The organism is Rhodobacteraceae bacterium IMCC1335, assembly GCA_039640495.1.
Taxonomy (GTDB): domain Bacteria; phylum Pseudomonadota; class Alphaproteobacteria; order Rhodobacterales; family Rhodobacteraceae; genus Thalassovivens.
On sequence record CP046864.1, the window covers coordinates 1,452,621 to 1,466,053 of the forward strand.

Sequence of the window (13,433 nt, forward strand, 5' to 3'; positions counted from 1 at the left end):
GTGTGAGCGCAAGATAGCAGGATCTTTATGCAAAACCTATTCTCTCAAAGTGACGCCACGCTTTCGGTTGAAGATCGCCTCGCCGCGGAAGCTTTGATCGTGGATGTGGATGGGTTTGAAGGGCCGTTGGATTTATTGTTGACGCTGTCGCGCTCGCAGAAAGTCGATTTGATGAAAATCTCCATTTTGACTTTGGCGCGGCAATATCTGGCCTTTGTCGAGCGCGCCAAAAAATTGCGTTTGGAATTGGCGGCCGATTATCTTGTGATGGCGGCTTGGCTGGCCTTCTTGAAATCGCGGCTCTTACTGCCGCCTGACCCTTCGGATGAAGCCCCCAGCGGGGAAGAGCTTGCCGCGCATCTGGCCTTTCAATTGGAGCGTTTGCAAGCCATGCGAGACGCGGCAGCGCGCTTGATGGCACGGGATCAAAAGGGCCGCGATTTTTTTGTGCGCGGCCTGCCTGAAACCGTCGAGCGCGTTAAAAAAGTGAATTATACTGCAACCTTATTGGATTTGATGCAAGCCTATTCGCGAATCCGCACGCGCGATGAATTCCGTCCCTTTGTGATGGATCGCAACAACGTGTTCACGATGGAAGAGGCGCTGGAACGCATGCATGGTCTGATCGGATACGCGGCAAAATGGACGGATATCGCCAGTTACATCCCGAATGATTGGCTGGCTGACCCTCAGCGCCGGCGCGCCGCCACTGCCGCAACATTTGCGGCCACGCTCGAACTGGCCAAGGCCGGCCATGTTGAAATTCGGCAAGAAGAGAATTTTGCCGCGATTGAATTAAGAAAGAAAGACGGAGCTGCAAATGACCTCTGATCTAAGTGATGACCGCCCTTCAGAAAGTTTGTTCGAGGCCCCCCCGATGGGCGAGCAAGAGCGGATGGTTGAGGCTATTTTATTTGCCAGTGCAGAGCCAATTACGGTGAAACAACTGAATGATCGCATGCCCCATGGTTGCGATTCTGCCGAGGCTTTGCTTCGGATAAGAAAACGCTACGAGGGGCGCGGGGTGCATGTTGTCAAAATTGGCGAAGCCTGGGCCATTCGCACCGCCGCTGATCTTGGTTTTTTGATGCAAAAAGAAACCGTTGAAACCCGCAAGCTGAGCCGCGCGGCGATCGAAACTTTAGCGATTATATCCTATCATCAACCTGTCACGCGGGCGGAAATCGAAGAAATTCGCGGTGTCAGCGTTTCGCGGGGCACGGTTGATCAATTGCTCGAAATGGAGTGGATTCGATTTGGGCGTCGGCGCATGACGCCGGGCCGTCCAACCACATTCGTGGTGACGCCGCATTTTCTCGACCATTTTGGTTTGGAAAGCGCCCGTGACCTGCCCGGACTTAAAGAATTGCGCGCCGCCGGATTGCTCGAAAGCCGGCCGGGCATGGGGCTCGATCCATCTGCTCCGTCAGAGGATGAGTATGAGATGAGCGAAGAGCCCCAAGGGCAAAGCGAATTATTCGAGGAAGAGTAATTCGCCGGTCAAGCGGCTTTGAAATGTTTGGAAAGTTTCAACCCTTGGCCCTGGTAATTCGACGCAATGCCGGCACCATAAATCTGGCTGGGCCGGCAGCGCATTCTTTCGTAAATCAACCGCCCCACGATTTGCCCATGTTCAAGCACAAACGGGGCCTCATGGCAGCGCACTTCTAAAACGCCCCGCGAGCCGCCGCCACCGGCTGCGTCATGGCCAAAGCCCGGATCGAAAAACCCCGCATAATGCACCCGAAATTCGCCCACCATGGCCAGAAACGGGGCCATTTCGGCGGCATAATCAGGCGGGATATGAACCGCTTCTTGGCTGACAAGAATGTAAAACGCGCCGGGATCCAAAATAATTTGTCCGTTGCGGCTGTGTAATTCTTCCCAAAAATCTGCCGGCTCATAGGCCCCGATCTGTTCCAAATCGATCACGCCCGTATGCGGCTTGGCACGATATCCGACCAAACTGCCCTGACGCGGTTTTAAGTCAACCGAAAACCCTAACCCATCATCTATGATCGCTGGACCATTCACCAATGTTTCAGCCTGATGGAGCTCCAGCAACTCGCTATCCGATAAAATAGCCTGGCCGCTTCGAAATCTGATTTGGTTCAAGCGCATTCCGGGGCGCACCAAGACGGAAAACGATCTAGGGCAAATTTCGGCGTAAAGCTGGCCTTGATATCCCGCGGGTATCCGGTCAAATTCGGTGCCTTGATCGGTGATCACGCGCGTTAACAGATCAAGGCGGCCGGTCGAGCTTTTGGCGTTGGTGACGGCTTGCACGTCTTGGGGCAGGTTCAACCGCTCCATTAACGGCACCACATAAACGCAGCCCTTTTCCAAAACATAGCCAGAGCTTAAATCTATTTTATGCATTTCAAAATCTGCCAGGCGCTGCTCAACCTTGGCGTCTTTTCCTGCCAAAAAAGAGGCGCGCACCCGCCATGCAGTGTTTCCCAACCGCAGATCAAGGCTTGCCGGTTGGATCTGCGCTGGAATAATGTCTGGGTCTGATGCAATCCGGCCCCGCTCAATCAAATCCGCAATTTCTTGACAAGCTAGCACACCGGACATTTCATTTCCTTCAACGCGGTTTTCAGTCAAACTCTTTAATCAGAATATGCCACAAAGAACCACTGCTCAATGGGCTTTTCTTTTCTGTTCAACCTCTCGGCTGAAAGAAACTGTTTAGGAAGGGTTTGGCGCTGGAGTGAAGTATTTTGCATCGTGGCTTTTTACAAGTTGTAAAACGCGGCAAATTTCTGAACCAGGCCATGCAATGCGGCAGCGCGCAGATCATATCACGGATATCGCTTTCGTTTGGTAACGCAAAACAAACCAACACGGCAGCAGGTCAGTGGCGCGGGGTTCAAGATGGCTGAACTTAAATGCTCTTTTAACATCTGTGAATATGTAAGCATTGCCATTCGCGCCGATTAGATTAGTTTTCATCTAGAGGTAAGGGGGCTGAAATGCGGATCATTCGGATAAGTTTATTGCTGTTTTGGAGCAGTTGTGCGGCGCTGATTGCGCAGCCCTCTGAGCAGCTTTATCAATTGCTGTACTTAGATGAGCTGGTGGAGATTGTCAGCGAAGAAGGGCTTGCCGATGCAAACGCCACCGCAGACGCCTATCTGCAGGGCGTTACGAGGGGCGGCTTTGGGGCCTCGATTGCCAAGATTTATGACAAAAACAGCCTGTCCTCGCGGGTCAAGGCGATGTTTGCAAAGGCCTTGCCTGCAACCTCAGCTGACAGGCTCATTGCGTTTTACAACAGCGATTTGGGGGTGCAGGTAAGCCAGCTAGAGGTAAGCGCGCGTCGGGCGATCACTGATCCTTCCATTGAAGAGTATGTGATCGAGCTGGTGCTTGAGGCCGAAGCTCAGGGCAAACGGCGGCCGCAGCTTTTGCGCTCTGCGATCAAAGAGATGGATTGGGTCAAACAAAACCTTGCCGGCGCGTTCGAAGCGCGGTTTGCCTTTCTGGAGGCCCTTTCACAGGCCGAGGCTTTAAAGCTTGATCAGGGGCAAATTTTTACATTGATGCAATCGGATCAAGAAGCCTTGAGCAAAGAAATTGAAGAGTGGCTTTTGGGATATATGCATATGGCGTATTCGCCGCTTTCCGATGATGAGCTAACCGCTTATCTTGCGTTTCAAACATCGCCAGAGGGAATGGCCTTGAACGCGGCCTTGTTTGACACGTTTAATAAATTAACCACTGAAAACGCACAGCAGCTGGGGCAATTTACGGCCTCTGCGCTTTCGGCGCAGGATTTATAGAAAAGCCCGCTGCAAGGGCCTTGACTTTGCACAACAACTGCTCAATAAGCGCGGCTTCGTTGGATGCGTTTGCATTTGATCTCACATTCGCCTGATCGGGCGCGCTGTTCGAGGTGGCTGCCAGCCAAAACGTCCCGACAGGGAGGCCAAAGAACGCGGCAATAAAAGGAAGACTATATGTTTGCGGTTCTTAAAACCGGTGGTAAGCAGTATAAAGTTCAATCGGGCGATATGCTCCGCGTTGAAAAACTGGCTGCAGATGCTGGGGAAACAGTTCAATTTAACGATATACTGATGATTGGTGGCGAAAGCCCGGTTGTTGGGGCGCCTATGGTGGCAGATGCTGCTGTGCAAGCGGATGTGGTCGATCAGATCAAAGGTGACAAGACGATTAACTTTGTAAAGCGCCGCCGGAAGCACAGCTCGCAGCGCACCAAAGGGCATCGCCAGCAGCTTACGCTGTTGCGGATCACTGAAATTCTGGCCTCAGGCGCCGGCAAGTCTGGCGTAAAAGCGGCCTTAGGCGCAGGATCTGCACCGGCGGCGACTGCGGCCCCGAAAACTGCAAAAGCGCCCGCCAAGGCAGCCGCCAAGGCGGCTCCAGCCAAAGCGGCACCGGCGAAAGCCGCTGCACCCGCAGCTGATCAAGCAGCTGACGATTTGAAGAAACTATCCGGCGTTGGCCCCGCGCTTGAAAAGAAATTGCTTGCCGGTGGGGTCACCAGCTTTGCACAGATCGCAGCATGGAGCGCAGATGATGTGGCCTCCGTGGATGCCGAACTGGCGTTGAAAGGCAAGATCGAAAAAGAGGGCTGGATCGCCCAAGCCAAAGATTTGGCATAAGAAAAGGAGCACGATCAGATGGCACATAAAAAAGCAGGCGGTTCATCCCGCAACGGTCGCGACTCAGACGGACGTCGCCTTGGTGTGAAACTTTACGGTGGTCAATTGGCGATCCCTGGCAATATCATTGTGCGTCAGCGCGGCAATAAATGGTGGCCGGGTGAAGGCGTTGGTGAAGGCAAGGATCACACAATTTTTGCAACCACGGAAGGCAATGTGACCTTTCATAAAGGGTTCAAAGGCCGCACGTTTATTTCTGTTTTGCCAACGGCAAAAGCGGCTGAATAAACGGCATCGCCGCCTTATTTTTGAAACGTGAGGGATCGGCAGGGCCGGTCCCTTTTTTGGTATTAGCTTAAAGCGTTTAGAAGGGTAAAAATGGCAGTTTCTCTGGGTGCCTTTGCGGCCTTTGCCGCCTCACAAATTGCTACGCCGGGCCCGGCGAATATGGCCATGCTCAGCACAGGAGCCGCCTATGGGTTCCGCGCGGCCCTGCCGTTTGTGGCGGGCGTGGTGCTTGGCAAGCAGCTGATCATTTGGCCGATAGGGTTTGGCCTCATGCGCTTATCTGATAGTTTGCCTGGCCTGTTTGTGGCGCTTAAATTCATCTCGGCGGCTTATATTATTTGGCTCGCATGGCGGGTTGCGAATATGCGTTTATCCACAAACCGGGGCGCTGGGGCGGCGCCAGGTTTTATCGCCGGTTTATGGGTACATCCGCTGAACCCTAAAGCTTGGGCGATGATCGTGGCGGGGTTTACCAGTTTTGTCGATCCCGGAACGCCCAGTCTGCAAGCCACGTTTTGGATTGCCATTACGTTGATGGGTATTCAGCTGATATGCCACCCAATCTGGACGTTTTTTGGCGATCGTATCGCCTCTCTGATCTCAGGCCAGCGCGCCGAACGTTGGTTTATGCGCGCTCTTGCGGCGCTGACCGTTGGTTTTGTGGGTTATGCCCTACTATTTGGAGGCTAGCCGCGGCTAAAAAGTCTGAAATCGAAGTAAGCGTTAGGCTTTTATATCCTTTTTCATCAAAGAAAATTCTGGATTTTCTGAGTAGTCTTAGTATTGTGCTGACGCTCGTCTTTTTTATTTGTGCTTTGTTTGAATTGGTTTGAGGCTGTGCGATGGGTATGTGTTTAACCGGAAACCGTTTGGTTTTAAGACCTTTGGAACCAAAGGATTGCGCCGAGATGGTGCGTATTCTTGCAGATCCGGTCATCTCTTATTGGGTGCCGGTTTTGCCGTTTCCTTATACCGCAAGTGATGCCAAAGGGTTTTTCAATCTTCTGCAGGATAATCCACATCGGCAGGTTTGGGCGATCACGCTGAAGGAAGAATTTATCGTTCTGATTGAAGAGTATCCAAATTTTGGATTTTGGCTAGATCCGGCCTTTTGGGGCCAAGGCCTGATCTCTGAAGCGGCAGATTTGGTTTTGAAAAAATACTTTTCTGATCCGCAGGCCAGCCCGCTCTTGGCAAGCGTGCGATTGCAAAACCAGCGCTCTATGCGTGTATTGGTAAAAAATGGCTTTGCGCCAAATGGTCCGCCGGTGGCAAGCTATTCAAAAGCCTTGCGCCAATCGGGTCCGTTGCAACCGATGGCGTTGACCCCTGATCAATGGTTTTTTTTAAACCCTGTTTTTATCGAAACGCAGCGGTTGCAAATCTTTCCGCTTGCCCAAGTACATCAAGATGCGTTGTTTGGCTGCCTTGCTCAAAAGCAAGTTGCACGGAACCTCGCGATTGTTCCACATCCTTTGCCGCGCGGCTTCGTGGGGCGGTTTATTGAGGCGGCGCGCTGGAAAGGCGCGTGGAATGGAATGTTTGCGCTTGCGGATAAAACCCAGAACGTGATCGGGATGATCGGCTTTCGCGCGGCCCCATTGAGCGCACCGGTTGCGGCAGATCTTGTATATGCGATACATCCAAAGCAATGGGGGCAGGGCCTAATGAGCGAGGCAGTAAATGCCTTTTGTGCCTTTTTATTCCAGCGCTATCCGCTTGAGGCCATCACTGCAGAGCATTTTAAGGATAATCCCGGCTCGGGGCGCGTGATACAAAAAGCGGGTTTTATGCCAATACCGGTGCAGTCACATCCCAGCGAAATGGGAAAATCGGCGGCAAGGCTTGAGCCTGCGCCCATAACCCGATATCGCCTTATGCGACCCGCATAAGGACCCGGAACATGAAATTTCTAGATCTGACGAAAGTCTATATCCGCTCTGGCTCGGGTGGCGGTGGCTGCGTAAGCTTCCGGCGGGAAAAATATATCGAATATGGCGGGCCTGATGGCGGTGATGGGGGCAAAGGCGGCTCCGTGATTGCCGAGGCGGTTGACGGGCTTAACACCTTGATCGATTTTCGTTATCAGCAGCATTTCTTTGCCAATAATGGCGGCGCTGGCATGGGGCAACAACGCTCGGGGGCGTCGGGCGATGATATCCTGCTGCGGGTGCCTGCCGGCACAGAAATTTTGGATGAAGATCAAGAAACGGTAATTGCGGATCTTACCGAAGTGGGGGACCGGATTGTCTTGGCCAAAGGCGGCAATGGCGGTTTTGGAAACCTGCATTTCAAATCCTCAACCAACCAAGCGCCGCGCCGCGCCAATCCCGGGCAAGAGGGGATTGAGCGCACAATCTGGTTGCGGTTGAAGCTCATCGCGGATGCAGGTCTTTTGGGCCTGCCCAATGCAGGCAAGTCAACCTTTTTGGCGGCCACATCGAATGCGCGGCCCAAAATCGCAGATTATCCGTTCACCACGCTTTATCCAAACCTTGGGGTGGTTGGGATTGATAATACCGAGTTTGTTGTGGCTGATATTCCAGGTTTGATTGCTGGCGCACATGAGGGGCGTGGTTTGGGGGATTTGTTTCTGGGGCATGTGGAACGCTGCGCGGTTCTTTTGCATTTGATCGATGGAACCTCGGGTGATTTTTTAAATGATTACAAAACGATCATAGAAGAACTTGAGGCATATGGCGGCGCTTTGGCGCAAAAGCCAAGAGTGACAGTGCTGAATAAGGTTGACGCGTTGGATGACGAAGAGCGCGCGTTTTTCAAAGCTGAGCTGGAAGCAATTGCTGGCGGGCCTGTTTTTTTAATGTCGGGTGTCAGCCGTGAGGGGGTTGAGGCTGTGTTGCGCGTCTTGCGGCATGAAATTGACGCAGGGCGCAAGCAAGAAACAAGAGTGGAACAGGAAGATTTGGAATGGCTTCCCTAAGCGCTGCAAAACGCATTGTGGTCAAAATTGGATCGGCTTTGTTGGTGGATCCAACCACTGGCGCTTTGCGCAGCGCGTGGCTCAAATCATTGTCAGCAGATGTTGCTGCGTTCAAGGCCCGGGGCTGTGATGTGGTTTTGGTGTCCTCGGGTTCGATCGCCTTGGGGCGCAAAGTCTTGGGGTTGTCGGCAGGGGATGTTGCACTTGAGCAATCGCAGGCGGCCGCCGCTGTGGGGCAAATTCAACTGGCCCGCGCTTATGAAGAGGTATTGGGCCCGCATGGCATAACCACAGCTCAAATTTTGGTCACCTTAGAGGATAGCGCTGATCGACGGCGTTATCTGAACTCACGCGCAACGTTGGAAACTCTGCTTAGCTTAGGCGTTGTGCCCATCGTGAATGAAAACGATACCGTGGCAACTGATGAAATTCGCTATGGTGATAATGATCGACTGGCCGCGCAAGTGGCGGTAACCGTGGGTGCGGATCAATTGGTTTTGCTCTCCGATGTGGATGGGTTTTATTCGGCCAACCCGCAGCGTGATCCATCGGCGAGGCGCTTTAAAATTGTGAAAGAAATTACGCCGCAGATTGAAGAGATGGCAGGCGAGGGCACCTCTGGCCTGTCCAAAGGTGGCATGAAAACCAAGCTGATGGCCGCTAAAACCGCAACGGGTTCAGGCTGCGCGATGCTGATTGCGGCAGGCTTTGTGGATCATCCGCTGACCAGCTTTGACGCCGCCAAATCCGGCACGTGGTTCGCACCGCAAATGGATCCGCAATCGGCGCGAAAACGCTGGATTGCCTCGATGAAACCGTTGGGGCAGATCGTGATCGATGAGGGGGCAAAAAAGGCGTTAGAAAGCGGAAAGAGTTTGTTGCCAGCGGGTGTTTCTGGCGTGTCTGGCAGTTTTCAGCGCGGCGATTGCGTGGCCATTACGCTGGCCAATGGCGCTGCCTTAGCGCTTGGAATAAGCTCGTATTCTTCGACAGAGGCGGCGGCTTTGATCGGTTTGAAAACCTCTGAAATTGAAGCTATTTTAGGGTATCCTGCCCGCGCCGCGCTGGTGCACCGCAACGATATGGCTGTCTAAAAGAAGGACCAAGCGATGAGTGAAGTTCAGCAAATGATGCAAGATCTGGGGCGGCGCGCGAAAACGGCTGCTGCCAGTCTGGCCTATGCGCCCGCCGCGCAGAAAACCGCGGCCCTGATGGCGGCAGCGGATGCCGTAATAGCGGCGCAATCGGAAATTATAGAAGCCAATAAACTGGATCTCGTCTATGGGCGCGATAAGGGGTTGTCTGACGCGATGCTTGATCGTTTGATGTTGGATCCTGCGCGCATCGAGGCAATGGCCGAGGGGCTTCGCGCTGTGGCGCAGCAAGAAGATCCTGTTGGGCGCATCTTGGAAGAATGGGAGCGCCCGAACGGCTTATCTATCCAAAAAGTGGCAACGCCGCTTGGCGTGATAGGGGTGATTTATGAAAGCCGCCCGAATGTAACGGCGGATGCGGGCGCTTTGTGTTTGAAGTCTGGCAATGCGGTGATTTTACGTGGTGGCTCGGAAAGCCATCACAGCACCGCGGCGATCCATGCGTGTTTGACCCAGGGTTTGGTTGCGGCCGGGTTGCCTAAAGAGGCAATACAAACCGTACCCACGCGCGATCGGGCGGCGGTGGCTGCTTTATTAACCATGACCGATTATATTGATGTCGTGGTGCCAAGGGGTGGCAAAAGCCTGGTTGGTTTGGTGCAACGCGAGGCCCGCGTGCCGGTTTTCGCCCATCTTGAAGGTATCGTGCACATTTATATCGATACGGCAGCTGATTTGGCCAAAACGCTGAGTGTCGTGTTGAATTCGAAAACCCGCCGCACGGGTATTTGCGGGGCTGCGGAATGCCTGTTGATTCATCAGGATGTGGTAGACACCATTGGGTTTGAGGTTGTTCAAGCGCTCATTCAGGCAGGGGTTGAGGTGCGCGCTGGCGCCGGCATTGATGGGTTTTCCGGAACGCAAGCCGCAAGCGCAGAGGATTGGGGTAAAGAATATCTTTCCAGCACAATTGCCGCCAAATCAGTTGTCGATATAGAAGCTGCGATTGCTCATATTCGCCAATTTGGCTCGGACCATACCGATTGCATTATGACCGAGGATAACACCGCCAAACAAAGGTTCTTTGCACAGGTTGATAGCGCGATTTTGATGCATAACGCGTCGACGCAATTCGCCGATGGAGGCGAATTTGGCATGGGGGCAGAGATTGGCATCGCGACCGGAAAAATGCATGCTCGTGGGCCCGTTGGTGCGGCCCAATTGACCAGCTTTAAATATTTAGTCAGCGGGGATGGCGCCGTCAGGCGCTAAGATTGATCCTGATTAGGCTTGGTTGAACGCAGACGTTCAATTCGCGGCCGATTTCATGCACGATGCTGGGCAAAAACAAAAATTGTACATGCTCTGGCAGCGAGGCGTGTTTGGGACTCGTATTTGTCAAAGGGTCCCAAATGGCCGCATCTACGATGATCTTGGTTGAATAACCCTCAACGCTTAACCGCGGGCCGCGTTCGGTCACCGATATTTCGCCGCCAAGCGGCAAGGCGGTTTCGATACATAAAATCGCCAGAAAAAGCGCTTGTGCTTCGCGGCGGGTGAGGCTCCGATGGATTTTCCAGTGTAAATTTTGTCGGGGACCGTTGATTAACGGCATTAAGATGTCCAGCAGAGTATCGGTTGAAAGTTGGCGGTCACTGCCGCTTACGCCAAAGGCGACGCGAAAGAACTTTATGCGGCTGGCAGCATTTTGGCAGCTTTGGGTGATTAAAGATATCTCGGCTTCATGTTGCACCGCACCGGAAAGCGATATCAGCTCTAACCCGTTGTGTATTGCGCCAATTGGGCTTATCAGGTCATGGCATATGCGCGAGCCAATCAAGCTTGCAAGATGAGATGCCGATTGTATCATTGGTAATGCCTCAGCGTCAGGAGTGGTGTGGTGGAGGACTTAAATCTTTTTTTAGAACCCGGCATGCTGGTACGCCATCCCAGCCAGCCAGATTGGGGTGTTGGACAAGTACAATCTCGTATAAACGGTCGCATTACCGTGAATTTTTCTGAAATGGGTAAGTTGGTCATTGATGGATCCAAAATTGCGCTTGTGCAGGTCTATGATCAAGAATAGCGATTATCTAAGCTGCATTAAACCTATAGTTGTAATCAGTAAGGGCCGGATTCCGGTCAATTTGAAACGAAATTGTATCAAAACTTGCATAATAAGCGAAAGATACGACTAGATGATGCTACAGAGTGACACTGATTTGGTCGTAGAATTGGCTGAAACCAGGCCTGATTTGCGCGCGGCGCAACGGTTGCGCTACGCTGTATTCGTGAAAGAGTTGGGGGCTTCTGGGGCCGAAATAGATCATCAAAACGAGCTAGAAATGGACCGGTTTGATCCCTTCTGCGATCATCTTGTCTTGAAAGATAAGGCTCGAAAAAACTGCCCTTTTGGTGGGATTATAGGAGTCTATAGGCTTTTGCGCTCGGAACAAGCGGCACGGATCGGGCAATTCTATTCAGAAGATGAATATGACCTGCAAAGATTATACGCCACTGGGCGTAACCTGCTTGAGCTTGGACGCTCTTGCGTACATCCGGCGTATCGCGGCGGCCTCGCAATGTATCATTTATGGCAGGCCTTGCAGCGCTATGTGGCAGAGCATAATGTCGAAGTGCTGTTCGGGGTGGCCAGTTTTCATGGCACCGATCCGCAGAAACTGGCGGAACCTCTAAGTTGGCTTCACGCGCGCCACTTGGCCCCCGAAGCGCTGCGGGTCGCCGCAAGGCCAGAGGCGTTTCAGGCGATGGATCTGATCCCATCTGCAAGGATTGACCGGCGCGCGGCCATGTTGGCCATGCCGGCGCTGATTAAAGCCTATCTTCGGCTGGGCGGGTATATCGGTGAGGGGGCTTTTGTCGATTTCGCGTTTAAGACCGTTGATGTTTGTCTTATTCTTGATCGAGACAGTATCAGCACACGCCAGAAAGTGCTTTATTCGGGTGATCTTTTAAAGTCATGAACACTTGGTATGGATCAGAAGATTCTGAGGCACTAACAGGCATTTCTTTTGCCGGTTGGTGGCTTGTTGCTGTGCGGCTTCTTGGCTTAGCGCCGATCGTTTTAGGCGGGCTGCTGCTGAGCGTGCTGATCCGAGGCCTGGAACGCCCGGTTTTTGGTCAAAACCGCCCGCTAACGCCATATATTACGGTGGCCGTTTGCCGGTTTGCGCTGCGTATTATTGGTTTGCCTTGCCGCGTAACAGGCATGCCAATGCGCAGCCCGGGCGCTTTTGTTGCCAATCACAGTTCATGGCTGGATATCTTCGTATTGAACAGCTGCGCACGGGTTTATTTTGTATCTAAAGCAGAAGTCTCGGCCTGGCCTTTAATTGGATGGTTGGCGCGGGCCACTGGCACCGTTTTTATTCGCCGCAGCCGGCAGGATGCCGCGCAACAAACAGAAATGTTTCGCGCCAGATTACAAAATGGCCATCGTTTAATGTTCTTCCCCGAAGGAACCTCAACGGATGGGCTGCGTATTTTACCTTTTAAGTCAAGCTTGTTTGAAGCGTTTTTTGCCTCTGATGACGCCTGCACAGAACTTTGGGTTCAACCCGTGAGCGTGGCTTTTTTTGCGCCACCAGAGCGCCCAGCGGCGTTTTATGGATGGTGGGGTGATATGGAATTTGGCACTCATTTCATCAAAACGCTCAGCGTTTGGCGGCATGGGCGCGTTGAGCTTTGTTTCAATGCGCCGCGTCGCGTCGCGGATTTTTCATCTCGCAAAGATTTGGCTGGCGCATTAGAGGCGGATATACGCGTTACACATGAGCGCACGCTCACCCATGCGCCTGTTGCGCGTGAATAAGCGCTCCTAAGGCCGCAATTGGATCCTCCTGCTGCCAAATTTCTTCGGCATAGGCAAAGAAATCGGCGCAGGTTTTGAGTTGAAGAATTTTCGTGGCCTCCAGCCCGCCTTCTGCCACAATCGGTATTTCAATCATTTCGCTCCACCAGGCGAATAGCTCTGGCTCGGCGATATCTCCTGCGTTCAGGTCATTTTCGTTTAACGGGCCGAAACAGACGTAATCCGCGCCGGCCTCGCCGGCATTTAACCCTTCATGGCGCGAGATACCACAAAAGGCGCCAACGATTGCGTCTTTGCCCAGTTCGGTGCGCGCCGAGCGTATTGAGCGGGCGCCATCAGTGAGATGCACACCATCAAGGCCGAAACGCTCAACCAGAAAAAAATGGCTTTGCAGCACCAACGGCACATCGCGGCTGTGACAAATTTCGCGCAAGGTATCGGCAGCTTTGCCAATCATGCCTTCATCTCGAGTGCTCATTGCCAGGCGCACGCAAGCGATCTCATGTAGATCTAGCATTCGTGATAGTAAATCTGCATAGCTGCTTAATTCAAATTCGGGCGGGCTAATCAGGTAGGTCTGCGGCTGCTCGTTTTCGGCCATGTTTTGGACTCCAAGTGTTTTTTATAAGGCTAACGCGATTTGCCTGCGG

The 13,433-nt window shown here is 52.8% G+C and carries 16 protein-coding genes; 13 read left to right on the top strand and 3 right to left on the bottom strand.

Annotated elements, in window-relative coordinates:
* Positions 1–27: 27 nt before the first annotated feature.
* Together GN241_06940 and scpB are read left to right on the top strand one after the other, a co-directional pair.
* On the top strand, positions 28–831 hold the full coding sequence (locus tag GN241_06940; protein XAT57122.1) for a segregation/condensation protein A: 804 nt from the start codon (positions 28–30) through the stop codon (positions 829–831).
* The gene (scpB, locus tag GN241_06945; protein XAT57123.1) at positions 821–1,492 is read left to right on the top strand and encodes an SMC-Scp complex subunit ScpB; all 672 of its coding nucleotides are present in this window, start codon (positions 821–823) and stop codon (positions 1,490–1,492) included. The genes GN241_06940 and scpB overlap by 11 nt, the downstream gene beginning before the upstream one ends.
* A gap of 8 nt (positions 1,493–1,500) precedes the next feature.
* On the opposite strand, the gene GN241_06950 is transcribed toward scpB, so the two are convergent.
* The gene (locus GN241_06950) at positions 1,501–2,577 is read right to left on the bottom strand and encodes a 2'-deoxycytidine 5'-triphosphate deaminase (protein XAT57124.1); all 1,077 of its coding nucleotides are present in this window, start codon (positions 2,575–2,577) and stop codon (positions 1,501–1,503) included.
* Between the two features lie 398 nt (positions 2,578–2,975).
* Here GN241_06950 and GN241_06955 point away from each other — a divergent pair, with 398 nt between their 5' ends.
* From GN241_06955 to GN241_06990, 8 genes are all read left to right on the top strand, one after another.
* Positions 2,976–3,785 carry a DUF2059 domain-containing protein gene (locus GN241_06955; GenBank protein ID XAT57125.1) on the top strand — a complete coding sequence of 270 codons (810 nt, stop codon included), beginning with the start codon at positions 2,976–2,978 and terminating at the stop codon, positions 3,783–3,785.
* 177 nt (positions 3,786–3,962) lie between these two features.
* On the top strand, positions 3,963–4,628 hold the full coding sequence (locus GN241_06960) for a 50S ribosomal protein L21 (GenBank protein ID XAT57126.1): 666 nt from the start codon (positions 3,963–3,965) through the stop codon (positions 4,626–4,628).
* An 18-nt stretch (positions 4,629–4,646) separates the two neighbouring features.
* Complete coding sequence (gene rpmA, locus GN241_06965; GenBank protein ID XAT57127.1) at positions 4,647–4,916, top strand: 50S ribosomal protein L27; 270 nt, start codon at positions 4,647–4,649, stop codon at positions 4,914–4,916.
* Positions 4,917–5,006: 90 nt separating this feature from the next.
* On the top strand, positions 5,007–5,606 hold the full coding sequence (locus tag GN241_06970; protein XAT57128.1) for a LysE family transporter: 600 nt from the start codon (positions 5,007–5,009) through the stop codon (positions 5,604–5,606).
* 152 nt (positions 5,607–5,758) lie between these two features.
* Positions 5,759–6,808, top strand: a complete 1,050-nt coding sequence (locus GN241_06975) for a GNAT family N-acetyltransferase (GenBank protein XAT57129.1) — start codon at positions 5,759–5,761, stop codon at positions 6,806–6,808.
* Positions 6,809–6,819: 11 nt separating this feature from the next.
* A complete protein-coding gene (gene obgE / locus GN241_06980) occupies positions 6,820–7,857 on the top strand; it encodes a GTPase ObgE (GenBank protein XAT57130.1) in 1,038 nt (345 codons plus the stop codon).
* A complete protein-coding gene (locus GN241_06985) occupies positions 7,845–8,951 on the top strand; it encodes a glutamate 5-kinase (protein XAT57131.1) in 1,107 nt (368 codons plus the stop codon). Before obgE ends, GN241_06985 begins: the two co-directional genes overlap by 13 nt.
* A 15-nt stretch (positions 8,952–8,966) precedes the next feature.
* Entirely contained in the window at positions 8,967–10,223 is a 1,257-nt protein-coding gene (locus GN241_06990) for a glutamate-5-semialdehyde dehydrogenase (GenBank protein XAT57132.1), read from the top strand.
* Here GN241_06990 and GN241_06995 read toward each other — a convergent pair.
* Positions 10,213–10,821 (bottom strand): histidine phosphotransferase, encoded by a 609-nt coding sequence (locus GN241_06995; protein XAT57133.1) that lies wholly within the window; start codon positions 10,819–10,821, stop codon positions 10,213–10,215. The two genes, GN241_06990 and GN241_06995, sit on opposite strands and share 11 nt — an antisense overlap.
* Positions 10,822–10,851: 30 nt before the next feature.
* On the opposite strand from GN241_06995, the gene GN241_07000 reads away from it, so the two are divergent.
* From GN241_07000 to GN241_07010, 3 genes are all read left to right on the top strand, one after another.
* Positions 10,852–11,037: a DUF3553 domain-containing protein gene (locus GN241_07000; GenBank protein ID XAT57134.1), complete on the top strand. Its 186-nt coding sequence runs from the start codon at positions 10,852–10,854 to the stop codon at positions 11,035–11,037.
* Between the two features lie 115 nt (positions 11,038–11,152).
* Positions 11,153–11,935 (top strand): GNAT family N-acetyltransferase, encoded by a 783-nt coding sequence (locus tag GN241_07005; GenBank protein ID XAT59211.1) that lies wholly within the window; start codon positions 11,153–11,155, stop codon positions 11,933–11,935.
* Positions 11,932–12,783, top strand: a complete 852-nt coding sequence (locus GN241_07010) for a 1-acyl-sn-glycerol-3-phosphate acyltransferase (protein ID XAT57135.1) — start codon at positions 11,932–11,934, stop codon at positions 12,781–12,783. The genes GN241_07005 and GN241_07010 overlap by 4 nt, the downstream gene beginning before the upstream one ends.
* On the opposite strand, the gene GN241_07015 is transcribed toward GN241_07010, so the two are convergent.
* Positions 12,755–13,384 carry a thiamine phosphate synthase gene (locus GN241_07015; GenBank protein XAT57136.1) on the bottom strand — a complete coding sequence of 210 codons (630 nt, stop codon included), beginning with the start codon at positions 13,382–13,384 and terminating at the stop codon, positions 12,755–12,757. The two genes, GN241_07010 and GN241_07015, sit on opposite strands and share 29 nt — an antisense overlap.
* Positions 13,385–13,433 lie beyond the last annotated feature (49 nt).